Origin of the sequence: Phenylobacterium soli (assembly GCF_003254475.1) — a bacterium.
GTDB lineage: Bacteria > Pseudomonadota > Alphaproteobacteria > Caulobacterales > Caulobacteraceae > Phenylobacterium > Phenylobacterium soli.
This window is the reverse complement of sequence record NZ_QFYQ01000001.1, coordinates 2,376,829-2,400,350: the sequence shown is the minus strand read 5'-3', so window position 1 is coordinate 2,400,350 and position 23,522 is coordinate 2,376,829. Positions and strand designations below refer to the sequence as shown.

23 protein-coding genes and 1 riboswitch are annotated in these 23,522 nt (G+C 70.0%); of the genes, 11 read left to right on the top strand and 12 right to left on the bottom strand.

Annotated elements, in window-relative coordinates; genetic code table 11:
• Position 1: 1 nt before the first annotated feature.
• The 10 genes from DJ017_RS11895 to DJ017_RS11850 all read right to left on the bottom strand — a co-directional run bounded on the left by DJ017_RS11895 (position 2) and on the right by DJ017_RS11850 (position 6,137).
• Positions 2-379, bottom strand: a complete 378-nt coding sequence (locus tag DJ017_RS11895; RefSeq protein WP_111528919.1) for a hypothetical protein — start codon at positions 377-379, stop codon at positions 2-4.
• Positions 372-953 carry an RNA polymerase sigma factor gene (locus DJ017_RS11890; RefSeq protein WP_111528918.1) on the bottom strand — a complete coding sequence of 194 codons (582 nt, stop codon included), beginning with the start codon at positions 951-953 and terminating at the stop codon, positions 372-374. The genes DJ017_RS11895 and DJ017_RS11890 overlap by 8 nt, the downstream gene beginning before the upstream one ends.
• Positions 954-978: 25 nt before the next feature.
• A complete protein-coding gene (locus DJ017_RS11885; RefSeq protein WP_111530073.1) occupies positions 979-1,341 on the bottom strand; it encodes a DUF6249 domain-containing protein in 363 nt (120 codons plus the stop codon).
• A gap of 82 nt (positions 1,342-1,423) precedes the next feature.
• Positions 1,424-1,753, bottom strand: coding sequence for a hypothetical protein (locus tag DJ017_RS11880; RefSeq protein WP_111528917.1), 330 nt, complete (start codon positions 1,751-1,753; stop codon positions 1,424-1,426).
• On the bottom strand, positions 1,740-2,279 hold the full coding sequence (locus tag DJ017_RS11875) for an RNA polymerase sigma factor (RefSeq protein ID WP_111528916.1): 540 nt from the start codon (positions 2,277-2,279) through the stop codon (positions 1,740-1,742). Before DJ017_RS11875 ends, DJ017_RS11880 begins: the two co-directional genes overlap by 14 nt.
• Complete coding sequence (locus tag DJ017_RS11870) at positions 2,276-2,740, bottom strand: hypothetical protein (protein ID WP_111528915.1); 465 nt, start codon at positions 2,738-2,740, stop codon at positions 2,276-2,278. The genes DJ017_RS11875 and DJ017_RS11870 overlap by 4 nt, the downstream gene beginning before the upstream one ends.
• A 98-nt stretch (positions 2,741-2,838) precedes the next feature.
• Complete coding sequence (locus DJ017_RS11865; protein ID WP_165830604.1) at positions 2,839-3,741, bottom strand: aminoglycoside adenylyltransferase domain-containing protein; 903 nt, start codon at positions 3,739-3,741, stop codon at positions 2,839-2,841.
• A 166-nt stretch (positions 3,742-3,907) separates the two neighbouring features.
• Positions 3,908-4,792 carry a PhzF family phenazine biosynthesis protein gene (locus tag DJ017_RS11860; protein WP_111528913.1) on the bottom strand — a complete coding sequence of 295 codons (885 nt, stop codon included), beginning with the start codon at positions 4,790-4,792 and terminating at the stop codon, positions 3,908-3,910.
• A gap of 84 nt (positions 4,793-4,876) precedes the next feature.
• The gene (locus DJ017_RS11855) at positions 4,877-5,224 is read right to left on the bottom strand and encodes an ArsC family reductase (RefSeq protein WP_111528912.1); all 348 of its coding nucleotides are present in this window, start codon (positions 5,222-5,224) and stop codon (positions 4,877-4,879) included.
• 64 nt (positions 5,225-5,288) lie between these two features.
• Positions 5,289-6,137, bottom strand: a complete 849-nt coding sequence (locus DJ017_RS11850; RefSeq protein ID WP_111528911.1) for a metal-dependent hydrolase — start codon at positions 6,135-6,137, stop codon at positions 5,289-5,291.
• A gap of 85 nt (positions 6,138-6,222) precedes the next feature.
• Between DJ017_RS11850 and DJ017_RS11845 the strand changes: the two genes are divergently transcribed.
• The 4 genes from DJ017_RS11845 to moaB all read left to right on the top strand — a co-directional run bounded on the left by DJ017_RS11845 (position 6,223) and on the right by moaB (position 9,699).
• Positions 6,223-6,825: a TetR/AcrR family transcriptional regulator gene (locus tag DJ017_RS11845; protein ID WP_111528910.1), complete on the top strand. Its 603-nt coding sequence runs from the start codon at positions 6,223-6,225 to the stop codon at positions 6,823-6,825.
• Positions 6,826-6,895: 70 nt separating this feature from the next.
• The gene (locus DJ017_RS11840; RefSeq protein ID WP_111530072.1) at positions 6,896-8,743 is read left to right on the top strand and encodes a DUF885 domain-containing protein; all 1,848 of its coding nucleotides are present in this window, start codon (positions 6,896-6,898) and stop codon (positions 8,741-8,743) included.
• A 73-nt stretch (positions 8,744-8,816) separates the two neighbouring features.
• A complete protein-coding gene (locus DJ017_RS11835) occupies positions 8,817-9,128 on the top strand; it encodes a MoaD/ThiS family protein (protein WP_111528909.1) in 312 nt (103 codons plus the stop codon).
• A 1-nt stretch (position 9,129) separates the two neighbouring features.
• A complete protein-coding gene (moaB, locus tag DJ017_RS11830; protein WP_111528908.1) occupies positions 9,130-9,699 on the top strand; it encodes a molybdenum cofactor biosynthesis protein B in 570 nt (189 codons plus the stop codon).
• A gap of 90 nt (positions 9,700-9,789) precedes the next feature.
• Here moaB and DJ017_RS11825 read toward each other — a convergent pair whose 3' ends face one another.
• Positions 9,790-10,299 carry a hemerythrin domain-containing protein gene (locus DJ017_RS11825; protein WP_111528907.1) on the bottom strand — a complete coding sequence of 170 codons (510 nt, stop codon included), beginning with the start codon at positions 10,297-10,299 and terminating at the stop codon, positions 9,790-9,792.
• 168 nt (positions 10,300-10,467) lie between these two features.
• On the opposite strand from DJ017_RS11825, the gene DJ017_RS11820 reads away from it, so the two are divergent.
• The 3 genes from DJ017_RS11820 to moaA all read left to right on the top strand — a co-directional run bounded on the left by DJ017_RS11820 (position 10,468) and on the right by moaA (position 15,041).
• Complete coding sequence (locus tag DJ017_RS11820; protein WP_111528906.1) at positions 10,468-12,687, top strand: adenosylcobalamin-dependent ribonucleoside-diphosphate reductase; 2,220 nt, start codon at positions 10,468-10,470, stop codon at positions 12,685-12,687.
• A 26-nt stretch (positions 12,688-12,713) separates the two neighbouring features.
• Complete coding sequence (locus tag DJ017_RS11815; protein ID WP_111528905.1) at positions 12,714-13,874, top strand: NnrS family protein; 1,161 nt, start codon at positions 12,714-12,716, stop codon at positions 13,872-13,874.
• A gap of 60 nt (positions 13,875-13,934) precedes the next feature.
• A riboswitch (molybdenum cofactor riboswitch) is annotated at positions 13,935-14,075 on the top strand.
• On the top strand, positions 14,064-15,041 hold the full coding sequence (moaA, locus tag DJ017_RS11810; RefSeq protein WP_111528904.1) for a GTP 3',8-cyclase MoaA: 978 nt from the start codon (positions 14,064-14,066) through the stop codon (positions 15,039-15,041). Its footprint overlaps the riboswitch before it by 12 nt.
• Positions 15,042-15,047: 6 nt before the next feature.
• Here moaA and ftrB read toward each other — a convergent pair whose 3' ends face one another.
• Positions 15,048-15,821, bottom strand: a complete 774-nt coding sequence (gene ftrB / locus DJ017_RS11805; RefSeq protein WP_111528903.1) for a transcriptional activator FtrB — start codon at positions 15,819-15,821, stop codon at positions 15,048-15,050.
• 291 nt (positions 15,822-16,112) lie between these two features.
• On the opposite strand from ftrB, the gene DJ017_RS11800 reads away from it, so the two are divergent.
• Genes DJ017_RS11800 through narJ form a run of 4 tightly spaced genes read left to right on the top strand, consistent with a single transcriptional unit; the run spans position 16,113 to position 23,522 of the window.
• Complete coding sequence (locus DJ017_RS11800) at positions 16,113-17,525, top strand: MFS transporter (RefSeq protein ID WP_111528902.1); 1,413 nt, start codon at positions 16,113-16,115, stop codon at positions 17,523-17,525.
• Positions 17,526-17,558: 33 nt separating this feature from the next.
• Entirely contained in the window at positions 17,559-21,287 is a 3,729-nt protein-coding gene (locus DJ017_RS11795) for a nitrate reductase subunit alpha (protein ID WP_111528901.1), read from the top strand.
• Position 21,288: 1 nt separating this feature from the next.
• Entirely contained in the window at positions 21,289-22,818 is a 1,530-nt protein-coding gene (gene narH, locus DJ017_RS11790) for a nitrate reductase subunit beta (protein ID WP_111528900.1), read from the top strand.
• Positions 22,815-23,522, top strand: a complete 708-nt coding sequence (gene narJ, locus DJ017_RS11785; protein WP_111528899.1) for a nitrate reductase molybdenum cofactor assembly chaperone — start codon at positions 22,815-22,817, stop codon at positions 23,520-23,522. The genes narH and narJ overlap by 4 nt, the downstream gene beginning before the upstream one ends.

Genomic DNA, 23,522 nt, shown 5'->3' with positions numbered 1-23,522 from the left:
GTTAGAGCTCCTCGATCACCCGGGTCAGGGCGAAGCCCATGGCGACGATCGCCAGGCCCGAGGCGATCCATACCACCATGCCGCCGCCGGCGAACCCCGAGACGAGCTCGGCGCGCGGCGCGAGCTGGGCGACGCCCGCCTGCAGCACGCGCGCGGATTCACCGGCGCTCTCCACCCGCTGGAACAGGTTCGACATGATGAGCTGGCTGGCGCCGATGATCCCGCCGGCCACCCCGGCGGCGCCGATCAGCCAGCGGCGGGCGGTCCAGCCGGTATTGAGCCGCCGCTCGACCGCATGCGCGAAGACGCCCGCGTCGGGCAGCTCCGGGGCGTCGGCGAAAAGGCGCTCGAGACGGCGTTCGAAATCGAGCTCAGCCATTGCCGCGCCTCCCTTCCGAAGCGACGCCATCGCCCGGCGCCAGTCGCGCTCTGAGCTTATCCAGACCACGTTTGACATGGGATTTGACCGTTCCGAGCGGCAGGTTCAAGGCCTCTGCCGCCTCCGCGTGGGAAAGCCCCGCCCCGAAGCACAAGGAGACACAGATCCGTTCCGCCGCCCCGAGGGTCTTGAGGGCCTCGTCGAGGTCGATGGCCGCGTCGGCGTCGCCCCGCGGCGGCGGATCGTCGTCGAGGACTTCGGCGGAAAAGGCGCCCAGCCGGCGCTCCTTCTGCAGCCGGCGCAGGTAGGCGCGCGCGGCGATCCGCTTCACCCACGCGACGAAGGTCCCCTCGCCCCGGAACTCAGAGATCCGCTCGAACGCCGTCAGGAACGCGTCCTGCGCCGTGTCGTCCGCCTCGCTGGCCTGGGCGCCCATCCGGCGCAGCAGGCCTCGCACCGCCGAGCCGTGCCGTCGCACCAGCTCGCCGAAGGCTTTCCGTTCGCCGGTGGCTGCGAGCGCGGAAAGCTCCACGTCGTGCAGGCTGGCGAACCTTAGGTTTGTTGCGCCCGACATGGGCTGCTCCCCCGGCCGACGGCCCCTAGCGGCGCCCGCGGTTGAGGAAGAACATGGCGATGAACGCCAGGCCGATGAAGGCGGGGAAGCAGGCGATCCCGATCAGCGGGAAGGTCGCGTCCGGCTCCTCGAAGCCGAGCGCCAGGCCCATGCCCGCCAGGCCGATGCCGACGCCCAGCCAGACGATGCCGGTGCGCAGGTCGCGCTGGGGCGACGGCGGCGCCTTCACGCCCGAGGAGATGGCGTCCATCACCTCGGTCGGCAGCGGCTGGCCCTTCTCGATGGCGGCCTTGAGGGTATCGGCCATCTTCTGGCGCTCGAGGCTCTTGAAGTACCGCGGCACGATCACGATCGCGGCGATCATGGCGAAGAAAAAGATGGGGACCATGGTCCCGATGACGCCTTCCACTTGCAGGCTCCTTCTCGATGATGGCGGGCGCTATCCGCCCGTTCCTGTGAAGAAAGAGGCGTCAGCTCCGTTCGACGGATGCAAATTCTTCCATGAAATCTTGCTCATGATTCCGGCCGCCGAGAATGGCCAGGGCGGAGAGCGCCAGGGCGGCGGCCACCGCCGCGGGCGCGAGCTGCCCCGAAAGCGCCGTCAGGGCCGGCTGCAGCACCGGCCAGGCGGCCCAGAGGGAAATCGCGCCGACAAGGCTCATGCTTCCCAGGAAGGCGAGGTCCTGCAGGCAGCGGCGACGGGCGAGCTGGGCCATCACCTCGGCCGAGAAGGCCGGGTCGCGGGCCGGCGGCTCGTCGGTGGCGAACAGCGCCTTCAGGCGCTCGTCAGCAGGGTTCATCTTGTACTCCCAACGCTTGCAACAGGCGCGCCCGGCCGCGCGCGACGTGGCTCTTCACCGTGCCTAACGGCAGGCCCAGGGCATCGGCCGCCTCCGCATGGCTGAAATCGGCGGCCAGGCACAGGGCGACGCAGGCGCGCTGGTCGGCCGGCAGGTCGGCCATGGCCCGCTCAAGCGCGATCTTGTCGGCGGGCGCCGCGTCCTGCGCGGATTCCCGGCCCTCTTCCCAGGCGGTGTCCCGCAGGCGATCGCGCGCCGCCGAGCGGCGGACCGTCAGATGCTTGCGATAGGCGATGCCGCAGAACCAGGCGCGGACGCTCGCGCCGGCCTTGAGGCGGTCGATGCGCGGCCAGGCGGCGAGGAAGGTCTCCTGCGCCAGGTCGTCCGCCAGCGCCCAGTCGCCGCAGGCGCGGCGGAGGAAGGCGCGCACCGCCTGCTGGTGTCGGTCGACGAGGCGCGAGAAGGCCTCGCTCGAGCCGGCCTGGGCGGCCGCCACCAGGGCCTCGTCGAGCCCCTCCAACTTCATCGATCGCGGAAGGTGCTCGAGAAGATCGCCCCGAGCAGGTTACCGATGGCGACGAAGGTCAGGATGATCGCCACCAGCCGGAAGGCGTGCTCGGTGCCGGGGATGTCGGCCCAGTCAGAGGCGACCCAGAAGCCCACCGCCACCGCGCCCGTCACGAAGGCCGACCGCCACTGCCAGTAGGGTCCCCAGCGGTAGTAGCGCCGCCAGGCGCGCCGGCCGTACCAGTAGGGCGGCGGCGGATAGGGCGGCGCGCCCCAGCCCGGATCGCCGTTCGGCCCCGGCTGGGCGCCGCGCATCAGCTCTGGCGGCGGCTCCTTGCCCTGGGCGGCGTACTGCTTGATCAGGTCCAGGTGGTCGCGGCTGCGCTTGTAGGCCAGCCAGCGGTCCCAGGCGCCGAAGACGAAGAAGCCGATCGGGAACAGCAGCCACCAGTAGTCGTGGAAGAAGTCGTCGAAATACATGAGCTTTCAAGCTCCGCAGGGTGACGGCGCGGAGCCCCTCCCCGCCCGTCGTCACCCTTAGTCGCCGCCCGGACCCCGACCGGATGCGGCGAACGCCACTATGTGTCGAAATCCGCGCCTTCGCCACGCAGGCGCGCATCGGCCCATTCCACCGCATAGCGGGCGAAGGCCCGCGTCGTCGCCGCTTCGGCCGGATCGGTGGGCGCCCAGGCCTCGGCCATGCCCTTGCGCAGCGCCTGGGCCCGGCCGATCAGCTCGCGCCACCGCCCGTCCAGGTGCGCCATCGCCCAGTCCGTCGCCTCGTGCTTGGAGGTCACGCGGCCGGTCTCCAGCGTGTGCAGGATGCGGCAGAAGAGGCCGACCCAGAACACCTGCCAGGCGGCCATGTGCATGGGCTCAAGGCCGACCGAAAGGCACAGGTCCATGGTCTGGCGCACCTCCGCCCGCAGCATCGCCGGCGTGACCGGGTCGATGATCTCGCGCGGCTCGGGACCGGCGAGGGTCACGCCCCGTTCCCTCAGGCACCAGCGCACGACCTGGGTGTTGTCGTGTTCGGAGCGGACCAGGCGATCCGAACCGTGATCGAGGTACCAGAAGGGATAGGCCCGGGGCGGAGTCCCCGACGTGCCCGGGTCGGCCCAGTCGGCGGCGCGCGGCTCGCCCGGTGGATCGCGCGGCTCGGGAGACCAGCGGCGCAGGATCGCCGCCGGGGCGTAGGAGCCCTCGAGTTGGTTGCGCCAGGCGACCTGCGGCAGCCGGTGGATGCCGGCGTGGAACGCCTGGAAAGCCGGCAGTTCGGAAGGCGTGATGTCCCTGTGCGTCACGATCACGAAATCGCAGTCGCTGTAGCGGTCGGCCCCGCCAACGCCGAAGGAGCCCTGCAGGTAGACGCCCAGGAAGTTGTCGCCGAGCAGGGCACGCGCGCCCTCCACCAGGTGTTCGAGCACGGCGTTGAGGTCGGCGAATAGCGTGCGCCGTAGGGCGCGGGTGCGTTGGGTCATGTTGAGATCCAATCGTCGAAGCATGGGCCCTCGCCCCGCCAGGCGGGTCGGGCTGGGTCAGCGTCGCGGGCGCGGGGCCCGGCGAGCGGTCACTTCAGGCGATTGAAAGCGATCAAGGGTCGCGCCTCCGGATGGGCGCAGGCTAGGCCCGGCGCCCGAACGCCGTCTAGAGGCTGACCTCGCCGCGGAACATGGGCACGCAGGCGCCACCGACGGTGGCGCGGATGCCGTCCGGCGCGCGGCGGGCGCTGAGCCTAAGCCGGCTCGGCCGGCCCATCTCCACCCCCTGGGTCACCTCGAAGCGGGCGCTCTCCTCGCCGGAGAGGCTGAGCAGCAGGCCGGCCAGGGGCGCATTGGCGCTGCCCGTGGCCGGATCCTCCCAGGTGCCGGCCAAGGGCGCGAACATCCGCGCGCGGACCTGATCGCCGGCGCGGCTGTAAATCAGCAGGCTGAGGCGGCCGTTGAACGCCGGATGCGGCGCGATCGCCCGGCGGAAGGCCGGAAGATCCGGAGCGGCGCGCGAGATCGCCTCGGCCGCCACTTCGGCGATGACGAAGGGATTGCCCATCGAGGCCGCCACCGGCGCGTGGGCGGCGGTCGGCACCTCGTTGGGCGCAAGGCCGGCGCAGGCGGCGATCGCCGCCGGATCGAGCTCCGGCCCGAGCGACAGCGGTTGCGGCGCGGCGACGTCGCCGCCCACCACCTGCCCATTGGCGTCGACCGCCATCTCCACGCGCGTCTCGCCGGCGTTGAGGCCCAGCACCACCGGCTCGGCCCCGCCCCGCGTCCGGGCCAGCACGACGGCCGTGCCCAGCGAGGGATGGCCGGCGAAGGGCATCTCGGCGGTGCGGTTGAAGATGCGCACCCGCGCGGTATGCCCCGGCTCCTCCGGCGGCAGGATGAAGGTCGTCTCACTGAGGTTCATCTCGGCGGCCAGCGCCTGCATCTGGGCCGTGTCGAGGCCGCGGGCGTCGGTGAACACCGCCAGCGGATTGCCGCCGAACCGGACGTCGGTGAACACGTCCAGGGTCTCGAACCGATAGGTCGCCATCGCCCGCCTCGCCGCGCTTGGAACGGCGCAGCTTTAACGAGGACTTAGCCAGTTGGCAAAGTGCCGGATCGAAAACCGCTCAGGTCAACCGAAGGCCGCCGCGTATTGCTCGGGCTTGAAGCCCACCAGGAGCTTGCCGTCGGCCTCGAGCACCGGCCGCTTGATCATCGACGGCTGGGCCATCATCAGCGCCACGGCCTTGGCCTCGTCGATGCCCTGCTTGTCCGCATCCGGCAGCTTCTTGAAGGTCGTCCCGGCGCGATTGAGCAGGACTTCCCAGCCGACCCGGCCGGCCCAGCCCTCCAGCGTCGCGCGGTCGATCCCTTGCTTCTTGTAGTCGTGGAAGGCGTAGGCCACCCCGCGGTGGTCGAGCCAGGTCCAGGCCTTCTTCATCGTGTCGCAGTTGCGGATGCCGTAGAGGGTGGCCGTCATCGTCGCCTTCGCCTTTGAGGGGGTGCGACTCCCCCTCTAGCACGTCCCTCGTCTGACGGCGGCCTCAGGCCGCCTTCAGGGCCGCGGCGTCGAACTCCGCCTTCCAGTCCGAGAGCTCGGCGCGATTGTCCTGGTCCCACGGGTGGAAGCCCGGACGATACCAGGCGAAGTAGGTGCGCCAGCCCCGGCGGAAGAGGCCCGGCTTGCCCCACACGTAAGCCTTCACCGCCTTCAGGGCCGCCTCGGGCGAATAGCCGTCGGCCTCAAGCAGGCGCGCGGCGTAGCGGCTGATGTTGCGGGTGAACATCAGGGTGACGATGGCCATGGTCATGCAGCGCCGGCGATAGCGGAAGAACGGCGACCAGCTCTTGGTCACCTCCATGAACACGTCGTAGGCGACCGCCTTGTGCTCGGTCTCCTCCATGGCGTGCCAGCGCCACAGGCGCTCGATGTCCGGCGCGGCGCCCTTGTAGAGGTCCGGATGGGCCATGTGCATCTCGGCCATCATGGCCGTGAAATGCTCGAGGGCGATGGTGGAGAGGAGCATGGCCATCGGGCCGCGCTCACGGGCCGCGGCGGTCCGCTGGCGCACCTGCGCCTCGATCTCCGCCACCGGGTAACGGTCGCGGTCGATGAGCTGGTTGAGCACGTGGTGCTCGCGCGAGTGGATCGCCTCCTGGGCGATGAAGCCCTTCACGTCGTCCAGCAGCTTGCCGTTCAGCTGCGGCCGGTAGTGGCGCACCGCGTCCATGAACAGCCGCTCGCCGTCCGGGAAGGTCAGCGACAGCGCGTTGAACACCGCCGTGCCGACCGGGTCACCGCCCAGCCAGTGACCCTGGCGAGCGCTCTCGAGGTCGAAGCGGATGTCGCGCGGGAGGACGTCGACGTCAGCCGGCGTGGTCTTGGCGGTCATGGTGCGGTCCGGAGATGCGGGATGGAGCGATGCGGGATACGAAGGGCCGTTCCCGATGGGCAGCAAAGTGCCACTACCGACAAAAATGTCAATAGCGCCACCCGACAGGCGGCCCCGCGCCCGCCGTTCGCCCGAAGCCGCCCGCGAGAACATCCTCGCGGCGGCCGAATCCCTGCTGCTCGAAAAGGGCCCCCAGGCGCTGAAGCTGACCGACGTGGCGGCCCGGGCGGGCATCGCCCACGCCACGGTGCTGCACCACTTCGGCTCGATCGGCGACGTCCAGACCGCCCTCATGGAGCGGATGATCCGCCAGCTCGTCGTCCAGATCCTCGAAGGCGAACCGGCCGCCGAGCCCGGCGGCCCGGAAACCAGCGCCCAGGCCCTGTTCGACGCCTTCGAGAGCCGCGGCGCCGCCCGCCTGGCCGCCTGGCTGGAACTGACCGGCGAAGCGCGCCGCCTGACCATGGTCCGCGAGGCAGTGCAGGAGGTGATCGCCAACCGCATGGCCCACAACGGCCTGCCGGCGGAAGCGACCGAGGACCTCGTCCTCGTCAGCGTGGTGCTCGCCATGGGCGTCGGCCTCTTCGGCCAGTCGCTCGCCCAGCTGATGGGCCGCCCGCCCGAGACCTCGCGCCGCCTGGCGCTGGACCTGCTGCGCGCCAGCATGACGACGTTGCGCCAACCCTGATCTGCAATCCCCGCTTCGCAACCCGGAAGCGCCGGTCTAGCGTGCTCCGATAGAGTTCGGGGTGTTGTTCATGCGTAGATCGTATCTTCTCGCGGCCGGCTCGGCCGTGCTGGCCCTTGGCGTCGCGGCCGTCCTGCCCGCCCAGGCGCAGCAGGGAACCCAGCCGAGGCTCCAGGGGGCCGCGCCCGCGGCCTCGGAGCACGCCCGCCTCACCGCCTTCCTCGACGCCGAGTTCGCCCAGGAACTGAAGCTTCGGCCGCAGCTCGCCACACGGCTGGGCTCCAAGGAGGGCGAAGACCGGCTCGACGACATCAGCGAGGCCGGCCAGCTGCAGCGCCTCGAATGGCGGCGCGCCAGCGTGGCCCGCATGAAGGCGCAGTTCGACCGCGCCAAGCTCTCGCCCGAGGCCCAGGCCAGCTACGACATCTGGGCCTTCGAGCTGACCCGCGCCGAGGCGTCCTATCGGTACCGGCGCTACCAGCCGCCGTTCTATTCCTTCCTCTATTCGGTGCATTCGGAACTGCCGAACTTCCTGATCAACACCCACGTGGTGCAGGACGCCGCCGACATGCGCGCCTATGCGGCCCGCCTGCGCGCCCTGCCCGCCGTGCTCGACACCGCCATCGGCGAGAGCCGCAAGTCGACGGCCATGGGCGTCCGCGCGCCGCGCTTCGAGGTGGAGCGGGTGATCTCGGGCAGCCGCACCCTGATCACCGGCGCGCCGTTCTCCGAGGGGCCGGACTCGCCCCTGTGGGCCGACGCCAAGGCCAAGGTCGGCCGGCTCCAGGCCGCGGGCAAGGTCACCCCCGGCGAGGCCGACGCCCTGCTCGCCGACACCCGGACCGCCCTGCTCGGCATGCGTCCGGCCTATGAGCGCGTGATCGCCTGGGCCGAGGGCGAGCTTCCCAAGGCCCCCTCGGGGCGGGTGGGCGCGATCTCCCTGCCCGGCGGGGCCGAGTGGTACGCCACGGCCCTGAAGCTCAACACCACCACCGACCTCACGCCCGAGCAGGTGCACCAGCTCGGGCTCTCCGAGGTGGCGCGGATCGAGCACGAGCAGGACCTCCTGGCCCGCCAGGCCGGCTTCGCCGACCGCGAGGCCTACTACGCCGACCGGGAGAAGCTCTATCCGCCGCAGCCCTGGACCGACGCCCTGCGCGCCGACTACCTGGCCCGCGCCAACGCGACCATCGCCCACACCCGCGAGCTGCTGCCCAAGTGGTTCGGCCTGCTGCCGGCCTATCGGGTCGAGGTCGTGCGCGAGCCCTCCTTCAGCGAGGTGGCGGGCGGCGCGGCCCACGCCGCCGGCCCGAGCCCGGACGGCGCCCGGCCTGGGCGCGTCTACGTCCACCTGCTCGGCGTCACGGACGATCCGGCCGACGTCTACAACCTGATGTGCCACGAGGGCATTCCCGGCCACGTGCTGCAGGGCGACATCGCCGTGCGCCAGACCGGCGCCCCCAAGTTCCGCCGCGCCTACGGCTACGTCGCCTACCAGGAAGGCTGGGCCCTCTACACCGAGGCCCTGTGCAAGGAGATGGGCGTCTATCCGGACGTGGCGGCCGACTTCATGCGCCTCGACGCGGAGCTGTTCCGCGCCGCGCGCCTGGTGGTCGACACCGGCATCCACGCCAAGGGTTGGACCGAGGACCAAGCCGTCGACTACATGATCAAGACCGGCCGCCGACCGCCCAATCAGGCCCGCTCGGAGGTGCGCCGGTACATCACCCTCCCCGGCCAGGCCACGGGCTACAAGATCGGCATGCTCAAGATCCTCGATCTGCGCCACAAGGCCGAGCGGGAGCTGGGGCCGAAGTTCGACATCAAGGCCTTCCACGACCTCGTCGTCGGCTCCGGCTCGCAGCCGCTGACGGTGCTCGAGACGCGGGTCAATCAGTGGATCGCCGACCGCCGCTGACCGTCCGCGAATTCGTACGGTCCAGTTGATCTCCGACAAATGAGGACCGGCGCGGGCGCGCTATCTGCCGTCCATGTCCGGTCTTCTGCTCCAGGCGCCGAGCGCCGACGCGCCCCTCATCGACGAACAGGTCGCGCGCGTCAGCGTGCTCTTCTTCGGCAAAGTCGCCGACGTGTTCGGCCGCGCCGCCGAGGTCGAGATCCCCGCCGCGGGCTGCTCCGTTCCCGCGCTGAAGGTGCTTCTCGGCGAGCTGACCGAGGGCGGCATCGAGGCGCTCTGCGCACGCGGTGTCCGCTGCGCTGTGGACCGCGACATCGTCGGCGACGAGGCGTGGATTCGGCCCGGCCAGGAGGTCGCCTTCTTCTCAATGTTTTCCGGGGGTTGAATTGGATCAGGTCGTCAAGGCGAAGAGCGGACGCAAGGCGGGCATCGACGAGTCCCTGCCCTTCTATCCGCTGAAGGTGGCGGTGCTCACCGTCTCTGACACTCGGACGGAAGTCACGGACACCTCGGGCGCGCTCCTGGCCGACCGCCTGACGGGCGCGGGGCACCATCTGGCCGGCCGCACCATCGTCACCGACGACGTGGACGCCATCCAGCGGCAGATCCTCGCCTGGGTCGCCGACCCGGACGTGGATGTGATCCTGACCACCGGCGGCACCGGCTTCTCGCCGCGCGACATGACCCCCGAGGCGGTTCGGCCGCTCCTGCGCCGCGAGATGGACGGGTTCGCCGTGGTCTTCCACCAGGCCAGCCAGACCACCGTCGGCGTCTCCACCCTGCAGTCGCGCGCCCTGGCGGGCCAGATCGAGGAGACCTTCGTCTTCTGTGTGCCGGGCTCGACCGGCGCCTGCCGCGACGCCTGGGACCTGGTGCTGGCCCAGGAGTTCGACAGCCGCTTCCGGCCCTGTTCGCTCGTCGGCCAGATTCCGCGCTACCGCGGCGTCTGCAACTGAGCCCCAATAAGTCGGCGGCGGCGGACCGCTCCGATCCGCCGCCGCCTGGCGCCCGCGTCTGAGCTCCGCTGGGTGGGCGCCGATCGCCTCTCAGCCGAGGAAGAGCGGGAACAGCTCCTCGTTCTCGATCCGCATATGCTCGACGAGGTCCTCGTCCAGCTTGCGGCAGGCCGCGTAGAGCGCCCGCCAGGTCCGGCAGGCGTCATCGGGCGCGACGTAGCCGTTGCTGAGCTGGCGAAGGGTGGCGAGTTGCGCCTCCACGTCCTCGTGCTCGGCCATCATCCGCTGGATCGGATGGCGCACCACCATGCAGCCGCCGTTGAGCATGGCCGGGAACAGCACCCGCTCCTCCCGCTGCTGGTGAGCCTCCAGGTCGTCGAACATGAGCGCGAGGTGGTCGGCGAGGCCGCGGGGCGCCTCGGCGACGCCGGCATGCACCGCCTCCACCTTGCGCGCCAGCCGGATCGCCTCGGGAAACTCGGCGCGGTGGACGTCGTGGTAGCGCTCAAGGACGTGGCCGATCAGGGCCTCGGCGCTGGCCGGCTCGCCGCTCCGCGGCGGCGGCGTGAAGCCGCTCAGAAAGGCCCAGGACTGGAGCATTGGACGCCTCCTCACATTGCAGGAGGCAACCTAGCGCCCTCGGGCGGCGCGCGCCTTGAAGCCGGGGTCCGGCGGGCTTGACGAACGACAAGCGGCCGGTTGTCGCCCATCGCGGCGCGCCGGGCCGGAATCGAGGAGCGTGTGGGCCTCTCATCGAGGAGGCGCCGCATGGCTTTCGACAATCCGCTGGCCGGAGAGATCTGGGCGTCCAAGTACCGGTTCCAGTCCCCCGACGGCGGCGGCGACGCCAGCGTCGAGGAAACCTGGGCCCGCGTGGCCACCGCGCTGGCCGAGGCCGAGCCCAGGCCGCGCCGCGCCGCCATGCGCGAACGTTTCCTCAGCGCCCTGCAGGACTTCCGTTTCATTCCCGCCGGCCGGGTGCTGGCGGGGGCCGGCGCGGGGCGCAACGTGACGCTCTTCAACTGCTTCGTCATGGGCGAGATCCCCGATGACCTCCCCGGCATCTTCGCCCAGGTGCGGGAGGCGGCGGTCACCATGCAGCAGGGCGGCGGCGTCGGGATGGACTTCTCGTCCATCCGGCCCAAGGGCTGGCCCGTGCGCGGCGTGGCGGCGGACGCCTCCGGTCCACTGAGCTTCATGGACGTCTGGGACTCCATGTGCCGCACCATCATGTCGGCCGGCCAGCGACGCGGCGCCATGATGGGCTGCCTGCGCGTCGAGCACCCCGATATCGAGGCCTTCATCGACGCCAAGCGCGAGCCCGGGCGGTTCCGGAACTTCAACCTCTCGGTCCTGGTCAGCGACGCCTTCATGGCGGCCTTGGCGCGGGAAGAGGACTGGCCCCTGACGTTCGAAGGCCAGGTGGTCCGCACCGTCCCCGCGACCGAGCTCTGGCGGCGGCTGATGCAGGGGACCTACGACGCGGCCGAGCCTGGCGTCATCTTCATCGACCGCGTCAACGCCCAGAACAACCTCGCCCACTGCGAGACCATCCTGGCGAGCAATCCCTGCGGCGAGCAGATGCTGCCGGCCTACGGCGCCTGCCTGCTCGGGTCGATCAACCTGGCGCGGCTGGTGGAGGCGCCGTTCGAGCCGGGCGCGCACATCCCTGACGCGTCCCTGGCCGAACTCACCGCCACCGCAGTGCGGATGCTCGACAACGTCATCGACATCTCGCGCTTCCCGCTGGAGGCCCAGGCGACGGAAGCGCGCGCCAAGCGCCGCATCGGCCTCGGCGTCACCGGCCTCGCCGACGCCCTGATCTTCTGCGGGGCGACGTACGGAACCGACGCCGCGGTGACCCTGACCCGCCAGTGGCTCGGCGCGATCAAGCGCGAGGCCTACCGCGCCTCGGCCGACCTCGCCCGCGAGCGCGGCCCCTTCCCGCTCTACGACCCCGTCATGCTCGACCGGCCGAACCTTGCGACCCTCGATCCTGAGACCCGCGAGCAGATCCGTGCGCACGGGCTTCGCAACGGCTGCCTGACCTCGATCGCGCCCACCGGCACCACCTCGCTGCTGGCCGGCAACGTCTCCTCTGGGATCGAGCCGGTCTTCGCCTTCGCCTATAGCCGCAAGGTCCGCCAGGCCGACGGCACGACGCGGGAGGAGCCGGTCGAGGACTATGCGCTGGCCGCCTGGAAGCGGCTGAGGGGCGAGACGCCGCCGCCGGCCGACCTCTTCGTCACCGCCCAGACGCTGACGCCCGCCGACCATGTGCGCATGCAGGCGGCCGCCCAGGCCGAGATCGACAGCTCGATCTCCAAGACCGTCAACTGCCCCGAGCACATCGCATTCGAGGACTTCGCCGCGGTCTACGTCGAGGCCTACCACGCCGGCTGCAAGGGCCTGACCACCTACCGCCCGAACAGCGTGACCGGCTCGGTGCTCTCCGTCGCGCCCGCCGAGGAGGAGCCCGCGCCGGCCCCCGACCCCCAGCTCTCGCCGCGCCCCGAAGCGCTCGCGGGGGCCACCTACAAGATCGCCTGGCCCGAGAGCGCCCACGCCGTCTACGTCACCATCAACGACCTCGAAGAGCCCACCGGGCGCCGACCGTTCGAGATCTTCGTCAACTCCAAGAACATGGAGCATTACGCCTGGACCCTGGGCCTGACGCGGATGATCTCGGCCGTCTTCCGGCGCGGCGGCGACGTCGCGTTCGTCGCCGACGAGCTGAAGGCGGTGTTCGATCCGCGCGGCGGCGCCTGGGTCGGCGGCCGCTACGTCCCTTCCCTACTGGCGGCCATCGGCGGGGTGATCGAGCGACACCTGGAGCGCGACGCCGCCCTCTCGGACCCGCCCCCGGCGCCAGCCGTGGCGGTCCGCCCGTTCGCGGCGGCGAGCTGTCCCCGCTGCGGCGGCTTCAACCTGGCGCGCAAGGAAGGCTGCGACACCTGCGGCGACTGCGGATACTCTAAATGCGGCTGATCGGATTGACTGCTGGAGGCCCGGCGATGAGCACGGCGGCGAGGCGGCGCGCCTATTCGGGGCCGGCCCTGTTCAGCTTCGGCTTCCGCCCGTTCTTCCTGTTCGGCGCCGCCTGGGCGGCCCTCGTCGTGCCGCTCTGGCTCGCCGTCTTCATGCACGGCGGACCGCCGGAGATCTCCCGCGACTGGCACATCCACGAGATGCTGTTCGGCTATCTCGCCGCGGTCATCGCCGGCTTCCTGACCACCGCGGTCCCGAACTGGACCGGGCGCATGCCGGTGATCGGCGCGCCACTCGGCGTGCTCGTGGCCCTGTGGGTCGCCGGGCGGCTCGCCATGCTGTTCCCCAGTCCGGTCAGCTACGCGATCGACAGCCTGTTCCTGATCGCCTTCGCAGCCGTCGTCTGGCGGGAGGTCCTGGCCGGCCGCAACTGGCGCAACCTGCCGGTCTGCATCCTCGTCAGCCTGTTCGCCCTGGCCAACGTAGCCTTCCACTTCGGCCCGGCCGGGTCGCTGGCCATCGGGGTGCGGGTGGGCCTGGCGGCCGTGGCGGTGCTGATCGCCCTGATCGGCGGCCGCATCACGCCGAGCTTCACCCGCAACTGGCTGAACGCCCGCGGCGAGACCCGATTGCCGGCCACGGCCGGGCGCTTCGACCAGGTCGCCCTGGGCGTTACGGGCGTGGCCGCCGCGGCGTGGGCGATCTTCCCCGACCTGTCGATCTCCGGCGCCGCCCTGGCGCTCGCCGGCCTCGCCAACCTGGCCCGGCTGGCGCGCTGGCGTGGCTGGCTGGCGTGGAAGGAGCCGCTCGTGACCGTCCTGCACCTGGGCTACGGCTGGCTTGGCGCAGGGCTCCTGCTGCTCGGGCTCTCGGCGCTCACCGGCGAAGTCCCCCGCACCGCCGGCGTCCATGCCCTGACCGCCGGGGCGGTGGGCGTCATGACCCTGGCGGTGATGACCCGCGCCAGCCGCGGCCATACCGGCCGCCCGCTCACCGCGGACCGCGCGACCCAGGCCATCTTCCTGCTCGTCAACCTGGCTGCGGTCAGCCGCGTCGCCGCGCCGTTCCTGCCGACGATGCAAGTCGGATTGCTCAGCCTGTCGGCCGCGCTGTGGACCCTCGCCTTCGCGAGCTTTGCGGGCGCCTACGGGAAAATGCTGCTCACTCCGCGTCCGGCCCGCGCTTGATATGCGTCAAGGGACATGCGCCCCGGCGCGCCTAGATTGAATCCGGCGCGGTCATCGCCGCCCGTCAGTTCGCTCCGAGCCTCGCCGCCTAAAGCGCCCTCCGCGCCAGGGCGATGCGGCCGAGGCCCGCCAGGGCCAAGGGTGCGGGTGGAAACGCCCTCGCCTCCCGCGCTTGGAAAGGGGCCAAGTTTGTCGCGTCTCGAGGACGGCTTCGGCCGTCGCTTTCACTATCTGCGGGTCTCGGTCACCGAGGTCTGCAATTTCCGCTGCACCTACTGCCTACCGGACGGCTACCGGAAGTCGGGGCCGCAGAGCTTCCTGACGCCCGACGAGGTCGATCGCGTCACGCGCGCCTTCGCCGACCTCGGCGTCTCCAAGTTGCGCCTGACCGGCGGTGAACCCAGCGTGCGGCGCGACCTCCCGGAGATCATCGCCCGGGTCTCGGCCACCCCCGGCATCGACAAGGTGGCCCTGACCACCAACGGCTGGAACCTCGACCGCAACATCGCCGCCTGGCGCGACGCCGGCCTCACCAACCTCAACGTCAGCATCGACTCCCTCGACCGTGCCGCCTTCCAGCGGATCACCGGCCACGACCGGCTGGAGTCCGTGGTGCGCGGCCTCGACCAGGCGCTGGCCATCGGCGTGCCGACGGTGAAGGTCAACGGCGTGCTGCTGAAGGACGGCGTCCAGGACGGCTTCGACGCCTTCGCCGATTTCGTCCGCGAGCGGCCGGTCGCCGTGCGGTTCATCGAGCTCATGCGGACCGGCGACAACGCCGCATTCTTCGCCGACCAGCACATCCCTGGCGGGCGCCTCACCGACTGGCTGCAAGCGCGCGGCTGGCGTCCCCGTCCCCGCGCCTTCGACGATGGCCCGGCGGTGGAATACGCCCACCCGGACTACGCCGGCCGCATCGGGCTGATCGCGCCCTATGCGCCGGGCTTCTGCGACGGCTGCAACCGGCTGCGGATCACCGCCCGCGGCAAGCTCAGGCTCTGCCTCTTCGGCGAGCTCGGCGTCGACCTGCGCGACCTGCTGCAGGGCGACGACGCGGACGCGCTCAAGGCGCGCATCCAGGCGGCGCTCGTGGGCAAGCCGCGCGGCCATCGGCTGGCGGAAGGGATCAGCGGGGATACGCGCCAGCTCGCCCAGTACGGCGGCTGACCGGCCTCAGGAGACGGCGCGGGCCGGCTCCGGGGTCCAGCGCTCCAGCTCCGCCGCGCTGGCCGGCGTGTCGCCGGTCGGCCCCGCCTGGTCGATGAGCGCGTCGGGCTTGGCGAGCCGCTGCAGCACCACAGGCCGATGGATGGTCACGTTCGGTCCACTGACGCTCACCCCATAGTCGCCGAGGCTGGCGAACGCCCGCGACAGGTTTTCCGGAGTCATGCCGAGCAGAGACGCGAGGACGCGCTTCTCGTGCGGCAGGGCGAAGGTTTCGCCGCCGCCGCACCGGGCCTGCTGGCTGATCAGGTAGTTGGCCAGCCGCTCCATGCCGCCGCGCAGCTTCTGGTTCTTCAGGGCCCGCACCACGCCGCGGTAGCAGCCAGCGAGCTCCTGGGCGACGGTGAAGCAGAACCGGGCGTCGCGCATCATCGCGCGGCGCAGCGCCTCGCCGGAGACCATCAGGATCTGCGAAGATTCCAGGGTGTGGGCGCTCATCAGCCCGTTGGAGTCGAGGACCACCGCCGCCAGGATGAACGCCGAGACGGGCTTCAGCACCGCCAGGGTGGTCGCCTTGTCGTTCCAGGTGCCCTCCAGCTCCACCGCGCCTTCCAGCAGGATGTAGAGGAAGTCGACGGGATCGCCCTCGGTCAGCAGGGTCGTGCCGGCCGGGAACTTCTGCAGAAAGCCGCCGCCCAGCATGTCGCGGAACAACTCGTCCGAGGCTTGGGCGAACAGAGGCAGCGCCTTCACTCGATCGAGATCGGACGGACGAATCGGCATGGTGGCCTCCTTGAGGCCTCATCAGCAGCCCAAGACGCAGCCGGCCTTGACCTGGATCAAGTCGCCCTGCTCGACGCCTTTCGAACAGCGGCTTGACGAATATCAAGCGTCCGATTGACGCACAGTATAGATTTTCGAGAATGACGTATTTCGGAGCGCATCGAACTGCGCATTTCTGAATGTCGCAGCGCTCTACTTTGCTCCGATTGATCCGGATCAATTGTAGATCGTCAGTCAGCGGGCAAAACACCGACGACGAGGCCAGAGCGGCCTTCGGATTCGGAGCTCCCCATGACCCACGCGCCGTCCCCCGCCGCCCCATCGGGCGCAGACCAGGGAGCCCGCCCGGGCGCCCGCGGGGCCCTGAGCCTGGCGACCATCTCGTTCATGGGCGCCTTCGCGGTCTGGACCATCTTCTCGATCATCGGGATCAAGATCAAAAAGGACCTGGGCCTCACCGACGCCGAGTTCGGCCTGCTGGCCGGCACCCCCATCCTCACCGGCTCGCTGACGCGGGTGGTCCTCGGCGTCATGGCCGACCGTTTCGGCGGCCGCATCGTCAACCTGATCGTGATGCTGCTGGCGGCGGCCTCGACCGTCGCCCTCTCCTTCGCCCACACCTACCCGATGATGCTCCTGGCGGCGCTGGGCCTGGGCCTGGCGGGCGGCTCCTTCGCCGCCGGCGTCGCCTATGTCTCGAAGTTCTTCCCGAAGGAGAAGCAGGGCGCGGCGCTCGGCGTCTACGGCGCCGGCAACGTTGGCGCGGCGATCACCAACTTCGGCGCCCCCTTCGTCATGGCCGCCGTGGGCTGGGAGAACGTCGCCCGCATCTGGGCCGCCGCCCTGGTGGTCCTCGCCCTGGTGTTCTTCTTCGGCGCCAAGGATGAGCCGGAGCTCGCCAGCCGCCGCGCCGCCAAGACCAAGGCTCCGCCGTTCCTCGCCCAGTTCGCGCCGCTGACGAAGCTGCAGGTCTGGCGCTTCTCGCTCTACTACTTCTTCAACTTCGGCGCCTTCGTCGCCCTGTCGCTGTGGCTGCCGCGCTACCTGGTGGGCGTCTACCACGTCGACCTGAAGACGGCCGGCGTGCTCGCCGCCTGCTTCTCCCTGCCGGCCGCCGCCTTCCGCATCTTCGGCGGCTGGCTCGCCGACCGGATCGGCGCGCGGCGGGTGATGTACACGACCTTCTCGGTCGCGATCATCGCCACCTTCCTGCTCTCCTACCCGGCCACCAGCTATGTGGTCGACGGCATCAAGGGCCCGATCGCCTTCCGCATCGCCACCAGCCTGCCCGTCTTCATGGGCATCCTGATCACCCTCGGCTTCTTCATGAGCCTCGGCATGGCGGCGGTGTTCAAGCACATCCCCGTCTACTACCCGAAGGACATCGGCGCGGTCGGCGGCCTGGTCGGCATGATCGGCGGCCTCGGCGGCTTCGTCCTGCCGATCGCCTTCGGCGCCATGAACGACATCGTCCACGTCTGGACCAGTTGCTTCATGCTGCTCTTCGTCCTCGTGGCCACGGCGCTCACCTGGATGACCTTCGCCATCCGCCACATGGAGCGGACCCGCACGCCGGAGCTGGAGCGGCTGCCCGAGCTGCCGGAGATGGTCGACCTGCACCCCGCCGAGCCCACCGCGGCCCCGGCCAGCCCCCAGCCCTCCGCCCGCCGTCGCGGCGCCACCCCCAAGATCGCCGCCGAGTAAGGCGCGCACCCCGTACGCACAGGTTCAGATTCGATGAGCAACACCCTCGACCGCCTGGCCTTCTTCACCCGGAAGACCGAGCTGTTCTCCGACGGCCACGGCGTCATGAACAACGACGACCGCGGCTGGGAGGAGGCCTATCGCTCCCGCTGGCGCCACGACAAGATCGTGCGCTCCACCCACGGCGTGAACTGCACCGGCTCCTGCTCGTGGAAGATCTACGTCAAGGGCGGGATCGTCACCTGGGAGACTCAGCAGACCGACTATCCGCGCACCCGCCCGGAGCTGCCCAATCACGAGCCGCGCGGCTGCGCACGCGGCGCCAGCTACAGCTGGTACCTCTACTCGGCCAACCGCGTGAAATATCCGCTGGTCCGCTCGCGCCTGCTGAAGCTGTGGCGCGCCAAGCGGGCGACCATGACGCCGGTGGCCGCCTGGGCCGCGATCCAGAGCGATCCGGAGGCGCGCAAGTCCTACACCTCGGTGCGCGGCTCCGGCGGCTTCGTCCGCGCCCGCTGGGACGAGGTCACCGAGATCGTCGCCGCGGCCAACGCCTACACCGTCAAGCGCTGGGGCCCGGACCGGGTGTTCGGCTTCTCGCCGATCCCGGCCATGTCGATGGTCTCCTACGCCGCCGGCGCCCGCTACTTGCAGCTCCTCGGCGGGGTCTGCGGCTCGTTCTACGACTGGTACTGCGACCTGCCGCCGGCCTCTCCCCAGACCTGGGGCGAGCAGACCGACGTCGCCGAGAGCGCCGACTGGTACAACTCCGGCTTCCTGCTGCTTTGGGGCTCCAACGTCCCGCAGACCCGCACGCCGGACGCCCACTTCTACACCGAGGCCCGCTACCGCGGCGCCAAGTCGGTGGTGATCTGCCCCGACTATTCCGAGGCCTCGAAGTTCTCCGACCTCTGGCTGGCGGTGAAGCAGGGCACCGACGCGGCCCTGGCCATGGCCTTCGGCCACGTGATCCTCAAGGAATTCCACGTCGACCGGCAGGTCCCCTACTTCCGCGACTACGTCCGCAAGTACTCCGACATGCCGATGCTGGTGCGCCTGGTCAGCCAGGACGGCCGGTTGATCCCCGAGCGCCTGCTGCGCGCCGCCGACTTCGTGGGCGACCTCGATCAGGCCAACAATCCGGAATGGAAGACCGTCGCCGTCGACGAGGCCACCGGCGATATCGTCGCCCCGACCGGCTCCATCGGCTTCCGCTGGGGCGAGGACGGCAGGTGGAACCTTGAGGAGAAGGCCGCCGACGGCCGCGAGGTGACGCTGCGCCTGGGCCTCAAGGGCGCGCATGACGAGGTCGCCGGCGTCGCCTTCCCCTACTTCGCCAACTCGGCCTCCAACGGCTTCGCCTCCACCGACCACCCCGACGTCCTGGTCCGCAACGTGCCGGTCAAGCGCCTGAAGCTGAAGGACGGCGAGACCCTGGTGGCCAGCGTCTACGACCTGTTCCTGGCCAACTACGGCGTCGACCAGGGATTCGGCGGCGAACACATGCCGGCGAGCTATGAGGACGTGGAGCCCTACAGCCCCGCCTGGGCCGAGGCGATCACCACCGTTCCCGCCGAGCAGATCATCGCCGTGGCCCGCGGCTTCGCCACCAACGCCGAGAAGACCAACGGCAAGTCGATGGTGATCATCGGCGCGGCGATGAACCACTGGTTCCACATGGACATGAACTACCGCGGCGTCATCAACATGCTGGTGATGTGCGGGTGCGTGGGCCAGTCGGGCGGCGGCTGGAGCCACTATGTCGGCCAGGAGAAGCTGCGGCCGCAGACCGGCTGGGCGCCGCTCGCCTTCGGCCTCGACTGGATCCGGCCGCCACGCCAGCAGAACTCCACCTCGTTCTTCTACGCCCACACCGACCAGTGGCGTTACGAGACGGTCGCGGCCGGCGAGATCCTGTCGCCCACGGCGCCGAAGGGCCCGTGGGACGCGGCCCTGATCGACTTCAACGCCCGCGCCGAGCGCATGGGTTGGCTGCCCTCCGCCCCGGCCATGAAGACCAACCCGCTGGAGGTCGCCAAGGCGGCCGCCGCGGAAGGCGTCGACGCCAAGGTCTATGCCGTCCGCGAGCTGAAGGCCCGCACGCTCGAGATGAGCTGCATGGACCCGGACGACCCGGCCAACTGGCCGCGCAACATGTTCGTCTGGCGCTCCAACCTGCTGGGCTCCTCGGGCAAGGGCCACGAGTACTTCCTGAAGCACCTGCTGGGCGCCGCGAACGGCATCCAGGGCAAGGACCTGGGCGAGTCCGGCCGCCAGAAGCCGGCCGAGGTCGCCTGGCATGACGAGGCGCCGGAAGGAAAGCTCGACCTCCTGGTCACCCTCGACTTCCGGATGTCCACCACCGCCGTCTACTCCGACATCGTCCTGCCGACGGCCACCTGGTACGAGAAGAACGACCTCAACACCTCCGACATGCACCCCTTCATCCACCCGCTCTCGGCGGCCGTGGATCCTGCCTGGGAGTCGAAGTCGGACTGGGAGATCTTCAAGTCGATCGCCAAGGCCTTCTCGGAGGTTGCGCCGGAGGTCCTGGGCGTCGAGCAGGACGTCGTCCTGACGCCGATCCAGCACGATAGCGCCGGCGAGCTCGCCCAGCCCTTCGACGTCAAGGACTGGTACGCCGGCGAGTGCGAGCCGATCCCCGGCAAGACCATGCCGCAGATCACCGTGGTCGAGCGGGACTACCCTAACCTCTACAAGCGCTTCACCTCGCTCGGCCCGCTGATGAGCAAGGTCGGCAACGGCGGCAAGGGCCTGGCCTGGAACACCGAGCACGAGGTCAAGCTGCTCGGCGATCTCAACGGCCGCGTCGCCGAGCCGGGCGCCACCGAGGGCCTGCCGAAGATCGATACCGACATCGACGCCTGCGAGACCCTGCTCATGCTGGCGCCGGAGACCAACGGCGAGGTGGCGGTCAAGGCCTGGGCGGCGCTGGAGAAGCAGACCGGCCGGGAGCACACGCACCTGGCCGAGCCCAAGGAAGACGAGAAGATCCGCTTCCGCGATCTCGTCGCCCAGCCGCGCAAGATCATCTCCTCGCCGATCTGGTCAGGGCTGGAGAGCGAGCACGTCTGCTACACGGCCGGCTACACCAACGTCCACGAGCTGATCCCCTGGCGCACCCTCACTGGCCGCCAGCAGCTCTACCAGGACCACCTGTGGATGCGGGCGTTCGGCGAGGCGCTGTGCGTCTACAAGCCGCCGGTCGACCTCAAGACCACCTACGTCCAGGGCCAGAAGCCCAACGGCCAGACCGAGATCGTCCTCAACTTCATCACCCCGCACCAGAAGTGGGGCATCCACTCCACCTATTCCGACAACCTCCTGATGCTGACGCTGAACCGCGGCGGCCCGGTGGTCTGGATCTCGGAGACGGACGCGAAGAAGGCGGGGATCGCCGACAACGACTGGATCGAGGTCTTCAACGCCAACGGCGCCCTCACCGCCCGCGCGGTGGTCTCCCAGCGCATCCGCGAGGGAACGACCTTCATGTACCACGCGCAGGAGAAGATCGTGAACACGCCGGGGTCGGAGCTCACCGGCCAGCGCGGCGGGATCCACAACTCGGTGACCCGGGCGGTGCTCAAGCCGACCCACATGATCGGCGGCTACGCCCAGCTCGCCTACGGCTTCAACTACTACGGCACCGTGGGCTCCAACCGGGACGAGTTCGTCGTCATCCGCAAGATGAACAAGGTCGATTGGCTCGACGAGCCGGCGACCGCCAAGGAGTCCGCGTAAAATGAAAGTCCGCGCCCAGATCGGGATGGTGCTGAACCTCGACAAGTGCATCGGGTGTCACACCTGCTCGGTCACCTGCAAGAACGTGTGGACCAATCGCAAGGGCGTCGAATACGCCTGGTTCAACAACGTCGAAACCAAGCCCGGCGTCGGCTATCCCAAGGACTGGGAGAACCAGAAGCGCTGGAACGGCGGCTGGGTCCGCAAGAAGAACGGCAAGATCGAACCCCGCATGGGCGCCAAGTGGCGGATCCTGTCGAAGATCTTCGCCAACCCCGACCTGCCCGAGATCGACGACTACTACGAGCCCTTCGACTTCGATTACGCGCACCTGCAGACCGCGCCGGAGATGAAGGCCTTCCCCACCGCCCGGCCGCGCTCGCAGATCACCGGCGAGCGGATGGAGAAGATCGAGTGGGGCCCGAACTGGGAGGAGATCCTCGGCGGCGAGTTCGCCAAGCGAAAGGCCGACTACAACTTCGCAGGCGTGGAGGCCGAGATCTACGGCCAGTTCGAAAACACCTTCATGATGTACCTGCCACGGCTGTGCGAGCACTGCCTCAACCCGGCCTGCGTCGCCGCCTGCCCGTCGGGGGCGATCTACAAGCGCGAGGAGGACGGCATCGTCCTCATCGACCAGGACAAGTGCCGCGGCTGGCGGATGTGCGTCTCCGCCTGCCCGTACAAGAAGATCTACTACAACTGGGAGAGCGGTAAGTCCGAGAAGTGCACCTTCTGCTTCCCGCGCATCGAGGTCGGCCAGCCCACGGTCTGTTCCGAGACCTGCGTCGGCCGCATCCGCTACCTGGGCGTCCTCCTCTATGACGCCGACCGGATCGAGGCCGCCGCCGCCGAGCCGGACGAGAAGGACCTCTACCAGGCCCAGCTCGACGTCTTCCTGGATCCCTTCGATCCGGCGGTGATCGACCAGGCCCGCCGGGACGGCGTGCCGGACGCCTGGCTGGAAGCGGCGCGCCGCAGCCCGGTCTACAAGATGGCCATCGACTGGAAGGTCGCCTTCCCGCTGCACCCCGAATACCGGACCCTGCCGATGGTCTGGTACGTGCCGCCGCTGTCGCCGATCCAGTCGGCCGCCTCGGCCGGCGCGCTGGAGATGGACGGCGAGATGCCCGACGTGAAGTCGCTGCGCATCCCGGTCCAGTACCTGGCCAACCTGCTCACGGCCGGAAACGAGCCGCCCGTCGTCCAGGCCCTGGAGCGCATGCTCGCCATGCGCGGCTTCATGCGGGCCAAGACCGTCGACGGCCGCATCGATCACAAGATCGCACAGCGCGTGGGCCTCACCGCCGGCCAGGTGGAGGAGATGTACCGCTACATGGCCATCGCCAACTACGAGGACCGCTTCGTCATCCCAACGACGCACCGCGAGACGGTCGAGGACGCATACGACCTGCGCGGCGGCTGCGGCTTCACCTTCGGCAACGGCTGCTCGGGCGGCAACACCGAACTCGGCCTCTTCGGCCCCAAGAAGCGCTCGCGCGCCAAGCCCGTCGCGGAGGTGGAACAATGACCCTGGCTTATCGCGCCCTGGCGGCGCTGCTCACCTATCCCACCGCCGAGACCCAGGCGGCCATGCCGGCCGTGGCCGAAGCCCTCGACGCCGAGATGCGCATCCCCGCGCCCGTGCGCCGCGCGCTGCATCGGCTGGCCGGCGAGCTGGCGGAGATGGACCTCTACGAGGCCCAGGAGCAGTTCGTCTGGCTGTTCGACCGCACCCGCTCCCTGTCGCTCAACCTCTATGAGCACGTGCACGGCGAGAGCCGCGACCGCGGCCAGGCGATGGTGGCGCTGCTGGAGCTCTACCGCGCCAAGGGCCTTGAGCTCTCGGCCAACGAGTTGCCTGACCACCTGCCGGTGTTCCTGGAGTTCATTTCCACCCTGCCGGATGACGAGGCCGCGTCCCTCCTCGGCGAGGCCGCCCATGTCCTCGCCGCGATCGGCGAGCGGCTGCACAAGCGCGAAAGCGCCTATCGCGCGGTGTTCGGCGCCCTGGTGGCCCTCGCCGCCGACCCGGCCGACGCCGAGGCCCTGGCCGCCCTGAACGCCGAGCCCGACGACGATCCCGCCGACCTCGAAGCCATGGACAAGCTCTGGGCCGAGACCGCGGTCACCTTCGGGCCCTCGGACGTGGGCTGCCCCAAGGCCGAGCTGCTCGTGAAATCGATGAACGCCAACCCGCCGCCCCCGCGCCGCCGCGCGGGCCAGGCCGCCTGA